The sequence below is a fragment of the Rhizobium sp. 16-488-2b genome, from assembly GCF_017741815.1.
Taxonomy (GTDB): domain Bacteria; phylum Pseudomonadota; class Alphaproteobacteria; order Rhizobiales; family Rhizobiaceae; genus Rhizobium.
Genome location: NZ_JAGHMF010000022.1, coordinates 26,691 through 46,935 on the forward strand (window position 1 = coordinate 26,691; position 20,245 = coordinate 46,935).

Annotated in this window: 21 protein-coding genes and 1 pseudogene; 12 read left to right on the forward strand and 10 right to left on the reverse strand. The window is 62.8% G+C overall.

Translation table 11 applies throughout. The features are described from left to right. Positions 1-3 precede the first annotated feature (3 nt). The 6 genes from glgA (at position 4) to J5286_RS18930 (ending at position 7,076) form a co-directional block, all read left to right on the forward strand. Complete coding sequence (glgA, locus tag J5286_RS18910; protein ID WP_209191690.1) at positions 4-1,446, forward strand: glycogen synthase GlgA; 1,443 nt, start codon at positions 4-6, stop codon at positions 1,444-1,446. A gap of 6 nt (positions 1,447-1,452) precedes the next feature. Then, positions 1,453-3,084, forward strand: a complete 1,632-nt coding sequence (locus J5286_RS18915; protein ID WP_111563428.1) for an alpha-D-glucose phosphate-specific phosphoglucomutase — start codon at positions 1,453-1,455, stop codon at positions 3,082-3,084. Positions 3,085-3,292: 208 nt separating this feature from the next. Then, positions 3,293-5,248: a glycogen debranching protein GlgX gene (gene glgX / locus J5286_RS18920; RefSeq protein ID WP_209191691.1), complete on the forward strand. Its 1,956-nt coding sequence runs from the start codon at positions 3,293-3,295 to the stop codon at positions 5,246-5,248. 90 nt (positions 5,249-5,338) lie between these two features. Beyond that, positions 5,339-5,824, forward strand: a complete 486-nt coding sequence (locus J5286_RS18925; RefSeq protein ID WP_209191692.1) for a MaoC family dehydratase — start codon at positions 5,339-5,341, stop codon at positions 5,822-5,824. Between the two features lie 277 nt (positions 5,825-6,101). After that, a complete protein-coding gene (locus tag J5286_RS31560) occupies positions 6,102-6,227 on the forward strand; it encodes a hypothetical protein (protein ID WP_280638487.1) in 126 nt (41 codons plus the stop codon). Positions 6,228-6,650: 423 nt separating this feature from the next. Next, positions 6,651-7,076 carry a type II toxin-antitoxin system VapC family toxin gene (locus tag J5286_RS18930; RefSeq protein WP_209191693.1) on the forward strand — a complete coding sequence of 142 codons (426 nt, stop codon included), beginning with the start codon at positions 6,651-6,653 and terminating at the stop codon, positions 7,074-7,076. A 102-nt stretch (positions 7,077-7,178) separates the two neighbouring features. Here the strand turns inward: J5286_RS18930 and J5286_RS18935 are convergent, their stop codons facing one another. From J5286_RS18935 to J5286_RS18950, 4 genes are read right to left on the reverse strand one after another with little or no spacing between them, the layout of a single operon-like run. Continuing rightward, complete coding sequence (locus J5286_RS18935) at positions 7,179-7,727, reverse strand: sarcosine oxidase subunit gamma (protein ID WP_209191694.1); 549 nt, start codon at positions 7,725-7,727, stop codon at positions 7,179-7,181. Then, positions 7,720-10,713 carry a sarcosine oxidase subunit alpha gene (locus tag J5286_RS18940; RefSeq protein ID WP_209191695.1) on the reverse strand — a complete coding sequence of 998 codons (2,994 nt, stop codon included), beginning with the start codon at positions 10,711-10,713 and terminating at the stop codon, positions 7,720-7,722. The genes J5286_RS18935 and J5286_RS18940 overlap by 8 nt, the downstream gene beginning before the upstream one ends. Beyond that, positions 10,710-11,051: a sarcosine oxidase subunit delta gene (locus J5286_RS18945; protein ID WP_209191696.1), complete on the reverse strand. Its 342-nt coding sequence runs from the start codon at positions 11,049-11,051 to the stop codon at positions 10,710-10,712. Before J5286_RS18945 ends, J5286_RS18940 begins: the two co-directional genes overlap by 4 nt. 12 nt (positions 11,052-11,063) lie before the next feature. Continuing rightward, the gene (locus J5286_RS18950) at positions 11,064-12,317 is read right to left on the reverse strand and encodes a sarcosine oxidase subunit beta family protein (RefSeq protein ID WP_016557052.1); all 1,254 of its coding nucleotides are present in this window, start codon (positions 12,315-12,317) and stop codon (positions 11,064-11,066) included. Positions 12,318-12,574: 257 nt separating this feature from the next. Here J5286_RS18950 and J5286_RS18955 point away from each other — a divergent pair, with 257 nt between their 5' ends. Then, positions 12,575-12,976, forward strand: a complete 402-nt coding sequence (locus J5286_RS18955) for a DUF930 domain-containing protein (RefSeq protein ID WP_209191697.1) — start codon at positions 12,575-12,577, stop codon at positions 12,974-12,976. 9 nt (positions 12,977-12,985) lie between these two features. On the opposite strand, the gene J5286_RS18960 is transcribed toward J5286_RS18955, so the two are convergent. Next, on the reverse strand, positions 12,986-13,657 hold the full coding sequence (locus J5286_RS18960) for a hypothetical protein (protein WP_209191698.1): 672 nt from the start codon (positions 13,655-13,657) through the stop codon (positions 12,986-12,988). A 131-nt stretch (positions 13,658-13,788) separates the two neighbouring features. Between J5286_RS18960 and J5286_RS18965 the strand changes: the two genes are divergently transcribed. Next, positions 13,789-14,055: a DUF2277 domain-containing protein gene (locus J5286_RS18965; RefSeq protein ID WP_209191699.1), complete on the forward strand. Its 267-nt coding sequence runs from the start codon at positions 13,789-13,791 to the stop codon at positions 14,053-14,055. Positions 14,056-14,069: 14 nt separating this feature from the next. Then, a complete protein-coding gene (locus J5286_RS18970; RefSeq protein ID WP_209191700.1) occupies positions 14,070-14,507 on the forward strand; it encodes a VOC family protein in 438 nt (145 codons plus the stop codon). 58 nt (positions 14,508-14,565) lie between these two features. Here J5286_RS18970 and J5286_RS18975 read toward each other — a convergent pair whose 3' ends face one another. Further along, positions 14,566-15,489: a LysR family transcriptional regulator gene (locus J5286_RS18975; protein WP_209191730.1), complete on the reverse strand. Its 924-nt coding sequence runs from the start codon at positions 15,487-15,489 to the stop codon at positions 14,566-14,568. Between the two features lie 121 nt (positions 15,490-15,610). Here J5286_RS18975 and J5286_RS18980 point away from each other — a divergent pair. After that, positions 15,611-16,350 (forward strand): annotated as a pseudogene (locus J5286_RS18980) (SDR family oxidoreductase). A gap of 69 nt (positions 16,351-16,419) precedes the next feature. Here J5286_RS18980 and J5286_RS18985 read toward each other — a convergent pair. From J5286_RS18985 to J5286_RS19000, 4 genes are all read right to left on the reverse strand, one after another. Next, a complete protein-coding gene (locus J5286_RS18985; protein ID WP_209191701.1) occupies positions 16,420-17,610 on the reverse strand; it encodes a vWA domain-containing protein in 1,191 nt (396 codons plus the stop codon). 206 nt (positions 17,611-17,816) lie between these two features. Further along, positions 17,817-18,041, reverse strand: coding sequence for a hypothetical protein (locus J5286_RS18990; RefSeq protein ID WP_047509628.1), 225 nt, complete (start codon positions 18,039-18,041; stop codon positions 17,817-17,819). Positions 18,042-18,075: 34 nt separating this feature from the next. Beyond that, the gene (rpsU, locus tag J5286_RS18995) at positions 18,076-18,315 is read right to left on the reverse strand and encodes a 30S ribosomal protein S21 (protein WP_018899825.1); all 240 of its coding nucleotides are present in this window, start codon (positions 18,313-18,315) and stop codon (positions 18,076-18,078) included. 139 nt (positions 18,316-18,454) lie between these two features. Next, positions 18,455-18,601, reverse strand: coding sequence for a hypothetical protein (locus tag J5286_RS19000; protein WP_018899826.1), 147 nt, complete (start codon positions 18,599-18,601; stop codon positions 18,455-18,457). A 420-nt stretch (positions 18,602-19,021) separates the two neighbouring features. On the opposite strand from J5286_RS19000, the gene rpsU (J5286_RS19005) reads away from it, so the two are divergent. Together rpsU (J5286_RS19005) and J5286_RS19010 are read left to right on the forward strand one after the other, a co-directional pair. After that, positions 19,022-19,237, forward strand: coding sequence for a 30S ribosomal protein S21 (gene rpsU, locus J5286_RS19005; RefSeq protein ID WP_018899827.1), 216 nt, complete (start codon positions 19,022-19,024; stop codon positions 19,235-19,237). 134 nt (positions 19,238-19,371) lie between these two features. Then, complete coding sequence (locus tag J5286_RS19010; RefSeq protein WP_018899828.1) at positions 19,372-20,235, forward strand: tetratricopeptide repeat protein; 864 nt, start codon at positions 19,372-19,374, stop codon at positions 20,233-20,235. The last annotated feature ends 10 nt before the right edge of the window (positions 20,236-20,245 follow it).

The window sequence follows — 20,245 nt, forward strand, 5'->3', positions numbered from 1 at the left end:
GCGATGAAAGTTCTTTCGGTTTCGTCCGAAGTCTTCCCATTGATAAAGACAGGGGGCCTGGCCGATGTGGCCGGCGCCCTGCCGATCGCGCTGAAGCGCTTCGGCATCGAAACCAAGACGCTGATGCCCGGCTATCCCGCGGTGATGAAGGTCATCCGCGACCCGGTCGTCCGCATGCGCTTCGACGATCTCTTGGGCGAACCGGCAACGGTTCTGGAGGTCAATCACGAGGGTCTCGATATCCTCGTCCTCGACGCGCCCGCTTATTACGACCGCTCCGGCGGCCCCTATCTGGACGCAACCGGCAAGGACTACCACGACAACTGGCGCCGCTTTGCCGCGCTATCGCTTGCCGGCGCCGAAATCGCCGCCGGGCTGATGCCCGACTGGCGCCCCGACGTCGTCCATGCGCATGACTGGCAGGCGGCGATGACGCCCGTCTACATGCGCTTTTACCCGACGCCGGAACTCCCGAGCATCCTCACCATCCACAACATCGCCTTCCAGGGCCAGTTCAGCGCCGAGATCTTCTCCGGCCTGCGCCTTCCCCCGCAGGCCTTCTCGGTGGAAGCGCTGGAATATTACGGCAATATCGGCTTCCTGAAGGGCGGCCTGAAGACCGCGCACGCGATCACCACCGTCAGCCCGTCCTATGCCGGCGAGATCCTGACCTCCGAATTCGGCATGGGCCTCGAAGGCGTGATCGCCAGCCGCATCGAGGCGCTGCACGGCATCGTCAACGGCATTGACCACGAGGTCTGGGACCCCGCCACCGACGCTGTGCTGCAGACGCATTACACCGGCGCGACGCTGAAGAACCGCGCCGCCAACCGAGCAGCCGTCCAGGAATTCTTCGGCCTGCACGATGACAACGCACCGATCTTCTGCATCATCAGCCGTCTCACCTGGCAGAAGGGCATGGACCTGATCGCCGCCTGCGCCGACGAGATCGTCGCCATGGGCGGCAAGCTTGCCATTCTGGGCTCCGGCGATCCGGCGCTCGAGGGCTCGCTGCTCGCCGCCTCCGCCCGCCATCCGGGCCGCATCGGCGTTTCGATCGGCTACAACGAGCCGATGTCGCACCTGATGCAGGCAGGCTCCGACGCCATCATCATCCCCTCGCGCTTCGAGCCCTGCGGCCTGACGCAGCTCTATGGCCTGCGCTATGGTTGCGTGCCGATCGTCGCCCACACGGGCGGTCTTGCCGATACCGTCATCGATGCCAATCACGCCGCACTTGCGGCCAAAGTGGCAACCGGGATACAATTCTCTCCGGTGACCGCTTCCGGTCTGTTGCAGGCAATCCGCCGTGCGCTACATCTCTATGCCGATCAAAAGGTCTGGACCCAATTGCAAAAGCAGGGCATGAAATCGGATGTTTCGTGGGAGAAAAGCGCCGAGCGCTATGCTGCCCTCTATTCAAGCCTCGCCCCGAAAGGCAAGTGACAGAAAATGAACAAGTCCGTATCCACCACCCCCTATCAGGATCAGAAGCCCGGCACGTCGGGACTGCGTAAAAAGGTCCCGGTATTCCAGCAGCCGAACTACGCGGAAAACTTCATCCAGTCGATTTTCGATTCGCTGGAAGGATTTCAGGGCAAGACCCTCGTCATCGGCGGCGACGGACGCTACTATAACAAGGAAGTCATCCAGAAGGCGATCAAGATGGCCGCCGCCAATGGCTTCGGCAAGGTCATCGTCGGCAAGGGCGGCATCCTCTCGACGCCGGCCGCCTCGCATGTGATCCGCAAGTACAAGGCCTTCGGCGGCATCATTCTGTCCGCCAGCCACAATCCCGGCGGCCCGACCGAAGACTTCGGCATCAAGTACAACATCAGCAATGGTGGCCCGGCGCCCGAAAAGATCACCGACGCGATTTATGCACGCACCAAGGTGATCGACACCTACAAGATCGCCGACTTCCCCGACGTCAATCTCGACCGCATCGGCAAGGACGAGCTGCCCGGCGGCATGCTGCTTTCGGTTCTGGACTCCGTCGAGGACTACACGGCGCTGATGGAAGAGCTGTTCGACTTCGGCGCCATCCGCAACCTCATCAGCCTCGGCTTCCGCATCGCCTTCGATGCGATGAGCGCCGTCACCGGCCCCTACGCCAAGGAAATCTTCGAAAACCGCCTCGGCGCCCCGTCCGGCTCGGTCCGCAACTTCATGCCGCTTCCCGATTTCGGCGGCCACCATCCGGACCCGAACCCCGTTCACTGCAAGGAACTCTACGACGAGATGATGGGCGACGACGCCCCTGATTTCGGCGCGGCATCCGACGGTGACGGCGACCGCAACCTGATCATCGGCCGTGGCATCTTCGTGACGCCATCAGACAGCCTGGCGATCATCGCCGCCAACGCCAATCTCGCCCCCGGCTATTCCGGCGGCCTCACCGGCATCGCGCGCTCCATGCCGACCTCGGGTGCCGCCGACCGCGTCGCCGAAAAGCGTGGGATCGGCATGTATGAAACGCCGACCGGCTGGAAGTTCTTCGGCAACCTGCTCGACGCCAACATGGCGACGATCTGTGGCGAGGAAAGTGCGGGCACCGGCTCCAACCACGTACGCGAAAAGGACGGCCTCTGGGCGGTCCTGATGTGGCTGAACATCCTGGCCGTGCGCGGCGAGAGCGTTCAGGACATCGTCACCCAGCACTGGCAGACCTACGGCCGCAACTACTATTCGCGCCACGACTATGAAGGCGTCGACACCGAAGCCGCCAACGGCCTGGTGGACAATCTCCGCGCCCAGCTTTCCAGCCTTCCCGGCAAGACCTTCGGCCCGCTGAAGGTCGAAAAGGCCGACGACTTCGCCTATCACGATCCGGTCGACAAGTCGGTGAGCGAACACCAGGGCATCCGCATCATGTTCGAAGGCGGCTCCCGCGTGGTCTTCCGCCTCTCTGGCACCGGCACCTCGGGCGCCACGCTGCGCGTCTACATCGAGCGCTACGAGCCCGATTCCAGCCGCCACAACATCGAGACCCAGGAAGCGCTGGCCGACCTCATCGCCGCCGCCGAAACCATCGCCGACATCAAGTCCCGCACCGGCCGCGACGCCCCTTCGGTGATTACCTGAGATAGCCGAGGCCTCGGCGCGTGCGGCCCCCTCATCCGGCTGCCGCCACCTTCTCCCCGTTGGGGAGAAGAGACTCGGGGCGGGCCGCTCGCTCGACCTTCCCTTCTCCCCCACGGGGAGAAGGTGGCCCGAAGGGTCGGATGAGGGGGCCACACGGCACCAACCCAACCCCATCAAACATCCCCCCGGAACAAGGACCTAGCACCCCATGCCCTTCGCTTCCGGCGTAACCCTCACCGCCACAGGCGCCACCTTCGTCGTCCGCTCAAGCGAGGCCACGAAGCTCCACCTCTGCCTCTTCGACCAGACCGGCCGCGAGACCGACCGACTGCCGATGACGCGAGGCGAAGACGACCTCCACCATCTCTTCGTCGAAGGCATCGCCCCCGGCGCCCGCTACGGCTACCGCGCCGAAGGCACCTACGCCCCCGACGACGGCCTCTGGTTCGACCCCGCCAAACTCCTGGTCGACCCCTACGCTCGAGAGCTCGACCGCCCCTTCCGCTACGACCCGCTGCTCTCGAAATTCGGCGCCGACACGCAACACCTCGTTCCCCGCGCGATCGTCACCCGCGACGTCACGGTAGATCCCGCGCCCCCCGTCTTCCGCCCCGGCGGCTTCATCTACGAGGTTGCCGTCCGCCCCTTCACCATGCTGCACCCGGATGTGCCGGAAGCCCAGCGCGGCACCATCGCGGCCCTCGCCCACCCCTCGATCATCGCCCACCTCAAGCGCATCGGCGTCGACGCCATCGAGCTGATGCCCATCACCGCCTGGATCGACGAGCGCCACCTTCCCCCGCTCGGCCTCACCAACGGCTGGGGCTATAACCCAATCGCCTTCATGGCGCTCGACCCGCGCCTTGCCCCCGGCGGCATGGCAGAGCTGCGCGACACCGTCGCCAAACTCCACGCTGAAGGCATCGGCGTCATCCTCGACCTCGTCTTCAACCACACCGGCGAGAGCGATCGCTTCGGCCCGACGCTCTCCATGCGCGGCCTCGACAACCGCGCGATGCTGCGCCACGTCCCCGGCCAACCCGGCACGCTGGTCAACGACACCGGCACCGGCAACACGGTGGCCTGCGACCACCCCTATGTCCGCCAGCTGATCGTCGACACGCTCCGCCATTTCGTGGCTAACGCCGGCATAGACGGCTTCCGTTTCGACCTCGCGCCGATCATCGGCCGCACCGCGTCAGGCTTCGAGGCACACGGCGAAACGCTGAAGGCGATGCTGGAGGACGAGGTTCTCGCCGACCGCATCATGATCGCCGAACCCTGGGACATCGGCCCCGGCGGCTACCAGCTCGGCAACTTCCCCACCCCCTTCCTCGAATGGAACGACCGCGCCCGCGACGACCTCAGATGCTACTGGCGCGGCGACCACTACAAGACCGGCGCTCTGGCCTCGGCATTATCAGGCTCCTCCGACATCTTCGCCCGCAACAACGCCACCGCCACCCGCAGTGTCAACTTCCTCGCCGCCCATGACGGCTTCACGCTAAACGACCTTGTCTCCTACGCCGGCAAGCACAACGAAGCCAACGGCGAGGACAACCGCGACGGCCACAACGAGAACCACTCCTGGAACAACGGCACTGAGGGCGAGACTGACGACCCCGCAATCATCGCGCGGCGCCGCGCCGACCTGAAGGCGCTCATCTCCACGCTCTTTGCGACGCGCGGCACGGTGATGCTGACGGCAGGCGACGAAGGCGGACGCAGCCAACGCGGCAACAACAACGCATACTGTCAAGACAACGCCATCACCTGGGTCGACTGGGCCTCGCTCGACGAAGATCTGATCGCCCACACCGCCTTCGTCTCAAAGCTACGCAAGCGCTTCGGCGTCTTCTCGCAATTCGCTTTCTTCAAGGGCGACGGCGACGTGAGTTGGATCGCGCCCTCAGGCCAGCCGATGAGCGTATCGGATTGGGAAACGCCTGACTTCGCCACGCTCGGCATGATCCTCCAAAGCGAGGACGCAAACACCGGCAAACAGGTCAGGCTGGCGGTGCTCTTCAACCGCTCACAATCCGAACAGACGTTTTCGCTGCCCGCCGATGCGACATGGCACCGGGTCGATGAGGATGAAAGCTCCGCGGCTCAGAAACAGGCGCGCGTACCGGCCCGATCCGTTTCTTTCTTCCTGGGAAATTGACGCGCCCGTAAGTTGCATTAATATCCTTATCGTAATCGTCACGAAGCCATTGTAAGTCTTTTCGAAGCAGCTTTTTTTCAAGAGGAATTGATGGTCAAGGAAATATCGCTCGCTGACGTTCGCGGGCTGGTCGGCACGGAAACCGGCCTTTCGGACTGGATCGTCGTCGATCAGACGATGATCAACGCCTTCGCCGACGCCACCCACGACCACCAGTTCATCCATGTCGATCCGGCCCGCGCCGCCGACAGCCCCTTTGGCGGCACGATCGCCCATGGTTTCCTGACGCTCTCGCTGCTGTCTGCGATGAACTACAATTGCCTGCCCAAGGTGCGCGAACAGACCATGGGCATCAACTACGGCTTCGACACCGTCCGCTTCGTCGCCCCGGTCAAATCCGGCGCCCGCATCCGCGGCCGCTTCATCCTCGCCGAAGCCCGCTTTCGCGGCGGCGGCATGCTGATGACCACCTACGACGTCACCATCGAGATCGAAAACGAACGCAAGCCGGCGCTGACGGCACGCTGGACGACGATCATCCAGTTCGACCCGAAGGATCGGCCGGAGGACCATTAGGCGGGAAGACGTGTAGGCGGGGGCTACGATAACGCCAGGAGGGCGGCGATGAGCTTGGCATATAATGAGCAGCAAAGCTTTTCGCCAATGCCCTGGACCGCGCCTCGACGGCCTGCTTCACCGTCGGCATCGTCACGCCGATCGCCGGCGCGCTCTACGGGATCGGCAACTTCGTCCAGATATACAGCTGGTGGCTTGCCAGCTACTTCGCAGGTTGGCTTTTGCTTGCCGCGATATTACATTCTCTGGCGAGAAGAACGCTGAAGGGGCTCAGACCATGAATACTGGTGCCTTATTGTTCGTATCATTCGGCCTCCCGGCCATTATCGCCATCCTCGCCTATGCGGCGGTTCTTTGGCACGAGCGCGAGTGGCGCAAGCATCGCGATCAGCCGGGCGAGTAGTCGTATCTTGATAAGACTCGTTCTGAATGGGATCGATCAATGAGCGATTGGGTATTTGCTTTTGTCGTCACACCGGCAGTCGTTATCGTACTCGGCTACATCGCCATGCGCCTGCACATGTGGGACATCAAGCGTCACCACACGGAGCCGGGCAAGTAGGTCAGCCGTGGCGAGCACGTGATAAAAACACACCCAAAAGTTGGCGTCGCCTTCCCCACGCGGATCGACTATACTGATCACATGGCAAAATCCTCGGCACAATCGGCTGTTATGGTTCGCGACGCAAAGACCGGGAAAACCGTCATTGTGCGTGGTGCCGGCGCTTTGAAGGATAGCGACCTGAAGATTCGCAAGGACGTCGATCTGACCAAGCCGATCTCATCGCAAGCCTTGAAAGATCGGCGAAAGTAGAGGCCGACAATATTGCAGGGAGTTCTGCTCGACACGCACGCGCTCTACTGGCTGGTCAGCGGAAATCAACCCCTCTCCGATGAAGCTCTCGTCGCGATTGGCAAAGGCCAAGAGGCTCGCAGCCTCTACGTCTCGCCGATCACGGCTTGGGAGCTCTCGCTTGCAGTTCGGAAGCCAAACAATGCGCCTGACATAGGCGGCGTCGGCATTGCCAACTGGTTTCGAGACGCCGTTCGTGAAACCACTGCAAGGGTGGTTTCAATTAACCAGAAAATTGCGATAGAGGCGGCGGATGTGGTCATGACCACGGGACACAAGGACCCCGGCGATTGCTATCTGATAGCGACGGCGCGGGTGAGAAGGATGCCGATCGTCTCACGCGACAAGGTGATGCTGGCGATGGCATCAACTGGCTACGTCGACGTTATAAATTGCTGATGCTGTTGGCGTCGACCGTCAGGGCCTTGGGCATAGCCAAAACCAAGTCAGGGACGGCGCGCTGGCACCGTCCCCGATCTCATAATCATAACACGGCGAAGCTCAGTGCCCCGCATCCTCGGCGCCCTCGGCGAGCAGGCCGAAGACGAAGTCCGCGAAGGAGCGCCAGCATTCCACCCGGAACGTATCCTCCTCGGTGCGGAAGAGAACGATCTCGGCCTTGCCGAACAGGGTGCGCGAGCAGGCGCCGACGGGGAAGGCTTCGAGCGAAAGGTCCTGCGGGCAGCCCGTGGAGATCGTGGTCTCGGCGCCCGGGCCGGAGACGATGATCGCGACGTTGCGGTGGGAGACGTCGGTCGCCGAATGCACGACGCCCACGTCCTTCAGCGCGCCCATCATGTCGGCGCCGCTCTCGTCGATGACCAGCCATTCGTCCGGCCCGAGCCAGAGTGCGGCGCGGCCGCCCTTGCGGCCCGAGGTCTTCGGTGCGTCAGGAACGGTGACGCCGAGCGCCGACGAGAGCGCCGAAAGCGCTTCAGTCGGAGCGCGCAGCGCAACGCGCGTGGCGAATGGTGCGGGTGTCAGCCGTACGCTGGCGGAGCCGCCCTGCTTGCCCGTGAGAACGGATGTGCGAACTGCCGTATCAGCCATTGATGCGGCCTCCTTCCTTGTCAAAGAACACCATATCCGTCACCTCGACCGCGATCGTCTTGTCGGGCATCGGCACGTAGAGCGTCTCGCCCATGCGCTTGCGGCCGCCGGCGACCAGCGCGAACGCGATCGACTTGCCGAGGTTCTCCGACCAGTAGGACGAGGTCACGTGACCCAGCATCGTCATCGGCTTCGGCTCGTTCGGGTTGGCGACGACCTGCGCGCCCTCTTCGAGAACCAACGTCGGATCCTTGGTGACGAGGCCGACCAGCTGCTTGCGGCCTTCCTTGACGAGATCCGGCCGCTTCAGGCCGCGTATGCCGACGAAGTCGGTCTTCTTCTTGGACACCGCCCAGTTGAGGCCGGCATCCTCAGGCGTCACGGTGCCATCCGTGTCCTGGCCGACGATGATGTAGCCCTTCTCGGCGCGAAGAACGTGCATCGTCTCCGTGCCGTAGACACAGGCGCCGAGCGGCTCGGCGTTCGCCCAGACGGCTTCGAGAACCGACTGGCCGTAATCTGCCGGCACGTTGATTTCGAAGCCGGTTTCGCCGGTGAACGACACGCGGAAGAGGCGCGCCGGAACGCCCATGACCGTGCACTCGGCAACGCTCATATGCGGGAAGGCCTCGTTGGAGATATCGACGCCTTCCACCAGCGGCGCGATGATCTCGCGCGCCTTCGGACCCTGCACGGCGATAACGGCCCACTGCTCGGTCACAGACGTCAGCCACACCTTCAGATGCGGGAATTCGGTCTGCAGATAGTCTTCCATGTGGTTCAACACGCGCGGCGCGCCGCCCGTCGTTGTCGTCACGTGGAAGCGATCGTCGGCCAGGCGCCCGACGACGCCGTCGTCATAAACAAAGCCGTCGTCGCGGGTCATGATGCCGTAGCGGCACTTGCCAGGCTTCAGCGTGTCCCAGGCGTTGGTGTACATCAGGTTCATGAACTCGGCGGCATCGGGACCGACGACCTCGATTTTGCCGAGCGTCGAGGCATCGAACACGCCGGCCACATCGCGCGCCGTCTTGCATTCGCGCGCCACCGCCTGGTGCATGGTTTCGCCGGCGCGCGGGTAGAACCACGCACGCTTCCAGTTGCCGACATCCTCGAATACCGCGCCCTGGGCTTCTTCCCACTGGTGCAGCGGCGTCTTGCGCGTCGGATCGAACAGCTCGCCACGCGAATGCGCGATCAGCGTGCCGTAGGTCACCGGCGTGTAGGGCGCGCGGAAGGTGGTGAGACCGACCTGCGGGATCTCCTTGCCCAGCATCTCGGCGGCAATCGCCAGACCGTGCATGTTGGAGAGCTTGCCCTGGTCGGACGCCATGCCGTTGGTGGTGAAGCGCTTGATGTGCTCGATCGAGTGCATCCCCTCGCGCACGGCAAGGCGGATATCCTTGGCGCAGACGTCGTGCTGGAAATCGATGAAGGCCTTGGCGCTGGTCTCCGGACCCGCCCCTTCCGCCGCACCGATCATCCCACCGGTCCACTGATGTGCCTGCTCGGCGGAGATGCTGATCTTGCCAGCGGACGCCTTGCCGGCGGCCTGCGCCATCAGCTCGCCGGCGGCCAGTGATTCCTCGATCGTGCGCTGCAGGTCGTCGGTGCCGTTGCAGGCGCCGACGGAGAGGCAATCCTGGGCATAGGTGCCGGGCAGGAAGCGCTGCGTTTCCGGCTCGAACTTCACCTTGCCGCGCGACTGCGAGAACAGATGCACGGATGGCGTCCAGCCGGCCGAAACGAGCAGCGCATCGACCGCGATCTTGCGCGGCGAGCCGCCGCCGTTGCGGGCGACCGTCATCGACGAGATGCGCAGCTTGCCTGAGGTGTTGACGACCGACTGGCCAGAGAGAACATCGATGCCGAGCGAACGGGCCTCGGCCAGAACCGCAGCACCCGGCGTCTGCCTGCAATCGACGATCGCCGCGATCTCGACGCCTGCGCGCTTCAGGTCGAAGGCCGCCTCATAGGCCGAGTCGTGCGCCGTATAGACGCCGACCTTCTGGCCGACGGTAACGCCGTACTGGTTGAGATACATGCGCGCGGCGGATGCCAGCATGATGCCCGGACGGTCGTTGTTCGGGAACACCATGTGGCGCTCGATGGCGCCGTTGGCGAGGATAACGCGCTTGGCGCGCAGCTGCCACAGACGCTCGCGCGGCAGATGGCGGCTGGGGTTGGCGACATGGTCGGTCACGCGCTCGGCAAGGCCGACGAAATTATGGTTGTAATAGCCGAAAGCGGTGGTGCGGGTCAGAACCTGCACATTGTCCATTGCCTTCAGAGCCGCAACCGTCTTCTGCGCCCACTCGTAGCCGGAAAGGCCGTCGATCGTCACACCGCTATCGTAGCGCAGCGCGCCGCCGACATCGGCCTGCTCGTCGCAGAGGATGACCTTGGCGCCGGTCTGCGCCGCGGCCAGTGCCGCCGAAAGACCAGCAACGCCGGCGCCGACGACGAGCACGTCGCAATGCGCGTAACGGCCGGCATAGTGATCCGGATCGGCTTCCTTCGGCGCAACGCCGAGGCCGGCCGCGCGGCGGATGATCGGCTCATAGAGGCTCTTCCAGGCGGCCTTCGGCCACATGAAGGTCTTGTAGTAGAAACCGGCCGCGAAGAAGGGCGAGAGCAGGTTGTTGATGCCGCCGATATCGAAGGAAAGCGACGGGAAGCGGTTCTGCGATTCGACGATCATCCCGTCGAACACTTCCTGCACCGTGGCGCGCACGTTCGGCTGCTTGCGGGCAGCGTCGCGCGACACGTCGATCAGCGCGTTCGGCTCCTCGGCGCCGGCCGACAAAATGCCGCGCGGGCGGTGATACTTGAACGAGCGGCCGACCAGATGGATGTTGTTGGCAATCAGCGCCGAGGCGACGGTGTCGCCCTCGAGCGCGGTATAGGTCTTGCCGTCGAAGGTGAAGCGCGCGGTCTTGGCGGGCGTCAGGCGGCCCTTGCCCGATATACGGTTCGCAGCGCTCATTTCGCTTCTCCTTCGAGCTGCTCATAGGTCTCGACGGGAGCATGGGGCGCGGCCGCAGCACCGATATCGGGCTTCGGCTCGCCGGCCTTGTACGTCATGATGAACTTGTCGCTGATCGTGTCGCGCGCCGCGTTGAAGAAGCGGCCGCATCCGTGCTGGTGGCGCCAGCGTTCGAAGATCAGCCCCTTCGGGTTGTCGCGCACGAAGAAGAACTCCTCGAACTGTTCGTCGGAGATCTCGGCGATATTGGTCGGGCGGGCGATATGGGCATCGCCGGCGCCGCGAAATTCGAGCTCGGAGCGCTCTTCCTGACAGTATGGGCAATAGATAAGAAGCATGATGTCCTCGTGTCAGTGCGCGACGGCTGCGGCGGCGGCTTCGTCGATCAGACGGCCGGTGCGGAAGCGGTCCAGCGTCAGGCCGGCATTGAACTTGTGCGCCTCGTCGCGGGCAATGAGGTGCGCGAAGAGATTGGCCGAGCCCGGCGTCGCCTTGAAGCCGCCGGTGCCCCAGCCGCAGTTGACGTAGAGCCCCGGAACCGGCGTCTTCGACTGAATGGCCGAGCGATCCGGCGTGTTGTCGACGATCCCGCCCCACTGGCGCATCATCTTGACGCGGCGGAACATCGGGAAGAGCTCGCAGATGGCATCGAGCGTATGCGTGATGATCTGCAGGCCGCCGGTCTGGCTGTAGGAATTGTACTGGTCGGTGCCGGCGCCGATGACGAGCTCGCCCTTGTCGGACTGCGAGATATAGGCATGCACCGTGTTGGACATGACCACGCAGGGGAAGATCGGCTTTAGCGGTTCGGAGACAAGCGCCTGCAGCGGGCTCGATTGCAGCGGCACGCGCACATCGGCCATCTTCATGACCGTGGTGGTGTGGCCGGCGGCAGAAACGCCGACCTTCTTGGCGCCGATGAAACCGCGCGATGTCTCGACACCGGTGACGCGACCGTCAGGGCCTCGGCGGATGCCGGTCACTTCGCAATTCTGGATGATGTGAACGCCGCGATCGGACGCCGCGCGCGCATAGCCCCAGGCAACAGCATCGTGGCGCGCCGTGCCGCCGCGGCGCTGGAGAGCCGCACCGTTGATCGGGTAGCGGGCACTGGCGGAGATATCGAGCGGCGGACAATAGGCTTTCGCCTGCTCCGGCGTCAGCCATTCATTGTCGATGCCGTAGAGACGGTTGGCATGGATATGTCGCTTGAACGACTGCTGGTCGTGCACATTGTGCGACAGCATCATCACGCCGCGCGGCGAGTACATGACATTGTAGTTGAGATCCTGCGAGAGGTTCTCCCAGAGCTTCATCGAATGCTCGTAGATATGCATGCTCTCTTCATAGAGATAGTTCGAGCGGATGATGGTCGTGTTGCGGCCGGTATTGCCGCCGCCGAGCCAGCCCTTTTCGAGCACCGCGACATTGGTGATGCCGTGCTCCTTGGCCAGATAATAGGCCGCGCCCAGGCCATGTCCGCCGCCACCGATGATGATGACGTCGTATTCGGCGCGCGGCTCCGGCGAAGTCCATTGCTTGTCCCAGCCCTTGTGCCCCCTGAGAGCCTCACGTGCCACGGCAAAAACCGAATATCTGCGCATCCGCCTTGATCTCCTTGCGGGGAAAATCCCCTGTCGTCGGCCATACAAATCGCAAATCCAAATGCGGCACAACGTTTCTTTTGCGACGCCGGGAGGCTTTTGTTTTGACACGGCGCAAGATTGCTTGGGATGCGCCGCGAGACAGGCTGCGACATTTTCGCCGGACCGGGAATGAATAACCCATGTTGAATAGCAATGTCGTGATCGGGGCCCGGCTGACCTTGATCGTCTTTCGAAGCGCGTGCTAGTCGCGCGGCATGGCAAAGCTACTACCCCCGATGGGCCTCGGCCTTCTCAAGACGGGCCTCGCCCTTTTCGCGATCTGCGCCCTTTCGACCGACGCACTCGCACTCGATGGCAGAACGATCGCCCAGATCAAGAAGCTCACCCCGGTCGATCAGCTCGACCAGCGATGCGACATCGAAGCGATGGACCGGCTGCAGGCCGACAAGGTCATCTCCTACACCTTCTCGCATCCCAAGCGGACGGCGGTGCATGTCGATGCAGATGGCGCGGTGTTCCGGCGCAACGGCAACTGGTACCGCCTGTCCTATGCCTGCACGACGAGCCCCGACCACCTCTCGATCGTCGCCTTCTCCTTCAAGCGCGGCGCGATCATCGCCCACAAGGACTGGACGCGGTATTATCTCTATCCGTAAGCGGCGGCTTCACCCACAGCTGGACTGCAGCGCCAATCGCGGCTCCGGAGCGCTTCCAGCAGGCGCAAATCCGACCTCGCTCCCCCGGTTGGGGGCACGAGTGTGGCCGGGATGGATGATGCCAAATCTGCCCAGGTATCTGAGGCCTGCGTAATAGCGTGAGGGCGGCGGCGAAACAGATGTCGCTTCCCCAACTTCGTCGGCACTAATGTAGCTTTGGGTGCGAGCCGCCCCGGGGTCGATCTTATCGTCAATCGGCTCGAAACCTCGGTGCGAAAGCCGCTCCGCAAATGGCGTCAGCTTGGGAGTGAGGCGCTCGTCGCAGCTCGCCAAGACGGTGTCCTGCAGCGGCGTCACGAAGATGAGCTTGTAACCGGTCCCGATATAGTAGGTGTCGTCCGTCTCGCTGACATAGACGGCGGCCCCGGAATTATAGGGTTTCTTCCAGATTTCGATCCAGTCGCTCGATCCCACAGCCCACGGCCAGCCCTTCCGCTCGAGCGTCAGTCGTTGATCCATGCCCAGCCCCCAGGCCATGGTGTATGACAACACATATTCGTTCGGCTTGAGATCGATCACCACGGATCGCCGCGAGAAGACCTGCCAGGCGATGGCGCAACCAGCAATGACGCAAAGCGCGATCGTTGCTCGGAGCATCCCGCGTGTTATCGCGCGCCTCATGCCTCGCCTCCTGTCCTTCCGATCCCCGACATCGGCAAAGCCGTCGGTTGCAATTGCCACTCCCTCGCCTAGCTTTCCCATGAAGTCCCGCCGCAGCCAAGCGGTGGTGCGACGAGAAAGGGAGGCAAGGCATGTGCCGGAATATCAAACCCCTGTTCAATTTCGACCCGCCGGCAACGGACGCGGAAATCCATGATGCGGCGCTTCAGTTCGTGCGCAAGCTGAGCGGCAGCAACAAGCCGTCGAAACGCAACGAGAAAGCCTTCGAGGCCGCCGTCAAGTCGATCGCGGCCTGCGCTAGAGAACTGCTGGACACGCTGGAGACCTCGCAGCCACCACGCGATCGCGAGGAAGTGGCCGCCAAGGCGCGCGCGAAATCAGCGCTCCGGTTCGCGTGAAGGAGGCAGGACGCATGACAGTCAAGCGCATGGACAATGTCGGCATTGTCGTCGACGACCTCGACGAGACGATCGATTTCTTCCGCGAACTCGGCCTCGAACTCGAGGGCCGTACCATGGTCGAGGGCGAGTGGGCCGGACGCATCACCGGGCTCGGCGACCAGCACGTCGAGATCGCCATGATGCGCACGCCCGATGGCCACAGCCGCCTCGAACTCTCCCGCTTCATCTCGCCTGACATCATCGCCGATCACCGCGACGCCCCGGTCAACGCGCTCGGCTATCTCCGCGTCATGTTCGCCGTCGATGACATAGACGACACGCTCGAACGGCTAGGCAAACGCGGCGCCAGGCTCGAAGGCGAGCTGGTGCAATACAAGGACGCCTATCGGCTCTGCTACATCAGGGGTCCGGGCGGGCTATTGATCGGCCTTGCGCAGGAACTGGACTGATGGCACGGCGGTCGATCTCGGCACAGAGCCGTCTGCGCCCTCAAGCCGGCCACTTCTCTCACTCTCCCGGCGTCCACCGCACCTCCGAAACCTCGCGCGCCACATCAGCAATCAGCGAGCGCAGCCAGCGGTGGGCGGGGTCGTTGCGGTGGCGGACGTGCCAGGCGAGATCGACGGGGAAGCTGCCGAGATCGACGGGCGCCGGCACGATCTTCAGCCTGGGGTCGGCCGCCAGGTGTCGGCAGATCAGCCTCGGCAGCGTCGCGCAATAGTCGGTAACCGCGATCATCTCCGGCACGGCGAGGAAATGCGTCACCGACACCGCCACCTCGCGCCGTAGCCCGCGCTGCTCCAGCGCCTGAAACAGCCCGACGCGCAAGCGGCCATGGGGCACGACGTTCACATGCCGCATCCGCTCGTACTGCTCCTTCGACAGGCTATCGGAGACCTCGGGATGATCGGCCCTGACCACGCAGGCGAGCCCCTCATCCATCAGATGCTGCACCGCCAGATTGTCCGGCGGCTCGACGATGCGGCCGAGCACCATCGCCGTCGTGCCCGACATGACACCGGTCTCGATGAGGTCGTTGCCATAGGGCGTCAGCCGAAGCCGGATCCCTGGCGCCGTCTCGCGCAGCCTCGCGACGATGGCGGGCATCAGAACATATTCGACATAGCTGTTGGGCGCGATGGTGAAGGAGAGATCGGCCTCAGCGGGATCGAACTCCTGTTGCCCGAGCACCGCCCCATCGATCGCCGCCAGCGCGGTGGCGATCACGGGCGCCAGCTCCAGCGCCATCTGCGTCGGCTGCATCCCATAGCGCTCGCGCACGAACAGCGGATCGCGCATGACGACGCGCAGCCTAGACAACGCATTGGAGAGTGCCGGCTGGGTAATGCCCAGGCGATCGGCGGCGCGCGTGACATTTCGCTCTTCCATCAGGGTCACGAAGACGGGCAGCAGATTGAGGTCGTATCGCATGCAGTTATAATGCAGCATGAATATCTAGGATCAAACAAATAAATTTCTGAAATAGATATTCGAAGTGCATGATCCGTTCATCGAAGTCCAGCACAGTCTGGCTGAAACAAGGAGAACGATCATGAGTGAGAACATCAAGGGCAAAGTCGTACTCATCACCGGTGGCAGCACCGGTCTCGGCGCCGAGACGGCGCGCCATCTGGCAGCCAACGGCGCCCGCGTCGCGATCGCCGCCCGTCGCAAGGACAAGCTCGATGAAGTCGTCGCCGAAATCACCAAGGCCGGCGGCGAAGCCCGCGCCTACCAGCTCGATGTCGTCGACAAGAACCAGGTCAAGCAGGTCACCGACGCCGTGATCGCCGATTTCGGCACGCTGGATGTGCTGATCAACAATGCCGGATCATGCCGATCCGTCCGATGGCCGAGGTCAACACCGAGGAATGGGACGCGATGATCGACGTCAACATCAAGGGCACGCTCTACGGCATCGCCGCAACCCTGCCCTTCTTCCTGGAAAAGAGCCGCGGCCACATCATCAACCTGAGCTCGGTTGCCGGCATCAAGGTCTTCGCGCCAGGTGGTACCGTCTATTCCGGCACCAAGTTCGCCGTCCGCGCCATCTCCGACGGCCTGCGCCAGGAAGTCGGCTCCAAGGTTCGCGTCACCTCGATCGAGCCCGGCGCCGTCGACAGCGAGCTCAAGCACAACACCACGGGCACCGCGCAATCGACCGTGCTCGATTTCTACAAGATCGCCATTCCGGCAAGCGCGGTGGCCCGCGCCATCGCCTATGCCATCGCCCAGCCCGACGATGTCGATATCAACGAGATCGTCCTGCGCCCGACCGCCCAGGAATTCTGATCTATATAGCAGTATGATATTGCCGCGGCTCGCCTCTCCGGAAATAGAGAGGCGAGCCGTTTCCGTTTCTCAATTCGTCAGCCGGCTCATCGCCTTGGTAGCCGCCTCGCCGATTGAGCTGAACGCCGCCGTCAAGGCGTCCATCGTGTTCGGCTCGTAGTAATTCGCGTCGGTGGAGGCGCAGAACTTCAAGAGCGCCTTGCCCTTGTCCGGCGCCATGAAGGCCACCGTATAAATCTTGATGCCGGCGCCCTTGGCCTTGGTGCACTCGTCGCGCACCGATTGGTCGAGCTTGCTGACCCAACTGCCGGTATCCCCGGTCATGTCGCCATCGGTCATCAAGATGATGATGCGATCGGAATTGGTGTTGTCCCTCTTTTTCTGCTCGACGCTTTCCGTGTCGGTGCCGTATTGGTTCTTGGCGATGTTGGCATTCGCTGCCTTCATCGCCGCCGTGGCGTCCGTACCATTGTTCTTTTCGATCGTTATGCCGCTTACGTGACCCCGGGCGCTCGTCGTACCCCAGGCCATTGGCGATTGTCCCTTGATGCTGCTGGTGTAGGAAATCGCCCCGCTGCGGACATAGCGCGCATTCGGATCGTACTTGTCGAGCGAATCGAACAGCTTGGCCGCGGCGATCTTCAGCGCGTCGATCTTGGTATAGTAGGCAGGCTGCGTGCCGATGCAGATGCCGAGCAGGTAGATCGCGCACTTCGTGCCGTTCTGCGTGGTGGTATCCTCGGACATCGAGGTCGATGCATCTAGAAGCACCTCGATCGAGATGCCGTTCTTCGTCGTTCCAGTGCCGCTGGTGGTCTTGCTGGCGGCCGCCACCGTCCTCGTGTTGCCGGCGATGAGCGCGCTGAGCGGCGTCAGCGTCACCGGCATCGAGGCGGCCACGCCTACCACGAAGCTTTTTCCGGACGAAGTGGTCGTCGTCGTGATCGAGACCGTGGCCGCTTGCTTGGCGGCCGCCGCAGCCGTGCTGCCGGCAATGCTGGCCACCTGGCCGGAGAGAAAATCAAGCCCCAGCGTCTTTCCTGACGTCTCGTCGGCGGTTCCCTTCATAAGCGCGGTCGAGACGGCAAGTGCCGACGCATCCGTCGCTTCCTGCAGTTGGCGCTGCGACAAAGAGAGGTTTGCGGTATCGACCGCCAGCCCCGCCACACCGACCAGAATAGGCAGCACGAGCGCGGTGGTGATGCCGAAGTTTCCATCTCGACGCCTCAGGAGACGCTTTATGTCTTGAACGTACAGCATGCTCGAAAACGAGCACGCGGCGCAAAAGTGCCATCGCACGTTGAATCGCACTTAACCGTAGGTAAGCCTATCGGGAAGTCCGGATCATTTTAGAACAGAGGAATAAACACAGATCGGCGACACAGACCCAAAGGGGCCAGATGCCAATGTGCACAGTCAACCGATTGTCGGGAGGAACGACGCGTGCCCGATCGGGCGCTCCGAGATCAGGAGGACGCGGTCTTGGACGTTGCCCGCTTTTTCTTCACGGGTTCGGCCTCAGGCGGGGCCTCGGCAGCGCGTTGCAGGCGGAGAGCCTTGAGCTTCTCCGTCTTCAATTCGCGAGCCGCGGCCTCGGCTGAAATGATCGCACGGGCCGTCGTGTCGGTCACGACAGCCTTATCGCGAGACGAGAGCTTGGCCTGGTTGAAGAATTCATCATCTGAAGTCATCTGCGCTCTCTACATCTAAGCGTTGGGCCAGCCTTTAGCGGGCCGGACGCACGGCCTTCTTCGGTGCAGGAAGCAGGCCTTCGCGCTGCAGCTTCTTGCGGGTCAGCTTGCGCTGGCGGCGAACGGCTTCGGCCTTTTCGCGCACGCGCTTTTCCGACGGCTTTTCATAGGCGCTGCGCGCCTTGAATTCGCGGAAGAGACCTTCGCGCTGCATCTTCTTCTTCAGGACGCGGAGCGCCTGGTCGACATTGTTATCCCTGACGAGAACCTGCAAATTGTATTCCTTTCTTGCGGCAACGGATTGCCGGTTTTTGACGAGCCGAAAACTGTTTCCCGCCCTTGGCGCCATAAGCGAGGCCGGGATGTCTTGACGGCAATCGTCGCGGTTTCGTGTCTGGCATCGAGGATGCCGGCTAAGTGGTGCCGAAATCGCCGCCGGCAATTTCAACAATCGAGACCCAGGGCCCCGAAACGGTCTGAACTGCTGCGCCGGAGGATCGAAATCCTGAGGCGACCGGCAAAAAGCCGATCCTCGCAGCGATACCAATGATCACTTCCAATGCGAGGCATTTCCCAGCAATTGCGTGCCGGGCATGATCGATTTTGAGAGGAGATCTGACGGAGCGATTGGGCTCTTTGACAAAGGTCACAAGCAATAGTCGATGGCGCAATTATAGTGCAAACGGCAGCCGATGCAAGGAACGAACCGGAATTAGCCGCCAAGCCCTGCCGTCACGGGGCTTTCGGGCGCCGCATGGGGCACTTGTGGCGCGGTTCGAGGGGGAAAATACCTTTTGCGCCAATGCGAGCCTGGATTGCAGGGTTTTTTCGGCTGAAACCCGCTGATCCATATGGACTTCGGCCAAGTGATCTGCTATCCCGCACACCAATCGCGAGGCGCTGCCGCGCGGAATGAACATTTTTTGCCTCTGTCATTGGGATGACCCAGGCATCAACCGAACCAAAGGAACGTGATTCTCGTGCAGGTACTCGTCCGCGACAACAATGTTGACCAGGCTCTCCGCGCTCTCAAGAAGAAAATGCAGCGCGAAGGCATTTTCCGCGAAATGAAGATGCGCGACTACTACGAAAAGCCTTCGGAAAAGCGCGCTCGCGAAAAGGCCGAAGCTGTTCGTCGCGTTCGCAAGCTGGCCCGCAAGCGCCTTCAGCGCGAAGGCGGAGTTGCTGCACGCTAAGGCGTTCCCGTCGTTATTTCGACGTTTTCAGATGCATGTTGGCGGGGGCGATCTGGTCGCCACCGCCTTTTTTGTTTGCTGCTTCGCCTGCCCGTCTCAAGACCGGCCGGCCGTAATGGGGAAAACGAGCCCGCATGGCTGATACGATGTTGAATGCCCGATCCTTGCGTTCGTCGACGAAAATGACCGCCCTGCCCGTGCTGGCGCTGGTCGCCGCTCTCGGCCTCGCCGGCTGCACCACGAACAGCACCTCCGATGCCGTCATCCGCATCGACAAGGCCCAGGGCTCGCAGGAAAACATCGCATCGCTGACCTCGGTCATCAACGCCAACCCGCGCGATCCCGAGGGCTACAACGTTCGCGGCTCCGCCTATGGTCGCGGCGGCGATTTCCGCGCGGCGCTGAACGATTTCAACACCGCCCTGCAGATCAATCCGAAGTTCTACCAGGCCTACGCCAACCGCGCGCTCGTCTACCGCAACATGGGCCAGCAGCAGCAGGCGATCCAGGATTACAATTCGGCGCTGCAGATCAACCCGAACTACGACGTGGCTCTGATCGGTCGCGGCAACGTCTACCGCACTGCCGGCCAGGACGACGCCGCCTTCAACGATTTCAACAAGGCGATCCAGAACGGCACCACCGACGGTCGCGCCTACCACAATCGCGGCCTGATCTTCCAGAAGCGCAACGACCAGGCCAAGGCGATCGACGATTTCTCCAAGGCGATATCGCTGTCCCCGAACTCGCCGGAGCCCTATAACGGCCGCGGCATTTCCTACATCGCGCTCAACGACGACGACAACGCCTTCGCCGACTTCAATCACGCGATCGAGCTGAACGGCAACATCGCCGAGAGCTGGGCCAACCAGGCGCTGGTCTACGAGCGTCGCGGCGACAAGCAGAAGGCCGCCCGCTCCTATCGCCACGCCATCGGCCTCAGCCCGAAATACCAGCCTGCCAAGGACGGCCTCGCCCGCGTCAGCGCCGCCGGCTGATCCAGCCTAA

What these genes read in the sequence shown, in the direction of transcription:
- J5286_RS19010 (WP_018899828.1), top strand. Translation starts at nt 19,372, where the DNA reads ATGGCTGATACGATGTTGAATGCCCGATCCTTGCGTTCGTCGACGAAA.
- glgX (WP_209191691.1), top strand. Translation starts at nt 3,293, where the DNA reads ATGCCCTTCGCTTCCGGCGTAACCCTCACCGCCACAGGCGCCACCTTC.
- glgA (WP_209191690.1), top strand. Translation starts at nt 4, where the DNA reads ATGAAAGTTCTTTCGGTTTCGTCCGAAGTCTTCCCATTGATAAAGACA.
- J5286_RS18975 (WP_209191730.1), bottom strand. Translation starts at nt 15,489, where the DNA reads ATGCGATACGACCTCAATCTGCTGCCCGTCTTCGTGACCCTGATGGAA.
- J5286_RS18955 (WP_209191697.1), top strand. Translation starts at nt 12,575, where the DNA reads ATGGCAAAGCTACTACCCCCGATGGGCCTCGGCCTTCTCAAGACGGGC.
- J5286_RS18925 (WP_209191692.1), top strand. Translation starts at nt 5,339, where the DNA reads ATGGTCAAGGAAATATCGCTCGCTGACGTTCGCGGGCTGGTCGGCACG.
- J5286_RS18960 (WP_209191698.1), bottom strand. Translation starts at nt 13,657, where the DNA reads ATGAGGCGCGCGATAACACGCGGGATGCTCCGAGCAACGATCGCGCTT.
- J5286_RS18945 (WP_209191696.1), bottom strand. Translation starts at nt 11,051, where the DNA reads ATGCTTCTTATCTATTGCCCATACTGTCAGGAAGAGCGCTCCGAGCTC.
- J5286_RS18935 (WP_209191694.1), bottom strand. Translation starts at nt 7,727, where the DNA reads ATGGCTGATACGGCAGTTCGCACATCCGTTCTCACGGGCAAGCAGGGC.
- J5286_RS18990 (WP_047509628.1), bottom strand. Translation starts at nt 18,041, where the DNA reads ATGACTTCAGATGATGAATTCTTCAACCAGGCCAAGCTCTCGTCTCGC.
- J5286_RS18970 (WP_209191700.1), top strand. Translation starts at nt 14,070, where the DNA reads ATGACAGTCAAGCGCATGGACAATGTCGGCATTGTCGTCGACGACCTC.
- J5286_RS31560 (WP_280638487.1), top strand. Translation starts at nt 6,102, where the DNA reads ATGAATACTGGTGCCTTATTGTTCGTATCATTCGGCCTCCCGGCCATT.
- J5286_RS18940 (WP_209191695.1), bottom strand. Translation starts at nt 10,713, where the DNA reads ATGAGCGCTGCGAACCGTATATCGGGCAAGGGCCGCCTGACGCCCGCC.
- J5286_RS18965 (WP_209191699.1), top strand. Translation starts at nt 13,789, where the DNA reads ATGTGCCGGAATATCAAACCCCTGTTCAATTTCGACCCGCCGGCAACG.
- J5286_RS18950 (WP_016557052.1), bottom strand. Translation starts at nt 12,317, where the DNA reads ATGCGCAGATATTCGGTTTTTGCCGTGGCACGTGAGGCTCTCAGGGGG.
- J5286_RS18985 (WP_209191701.1), bottom strand. Translation starts at nt 17,610, where the DNA reads ATGCTGTACGTTCAAGACATAAAGCGTCTCCTGAGGCGTCGAGATGGA.
- J5286_RS18915 (WP_111563428.1), top strand. Translation starts at nt 1,453, where the DNA reads ATGAACAAGTCCGTATCCACCACCCCCTATCAGGATCAGAAGCCCGGC.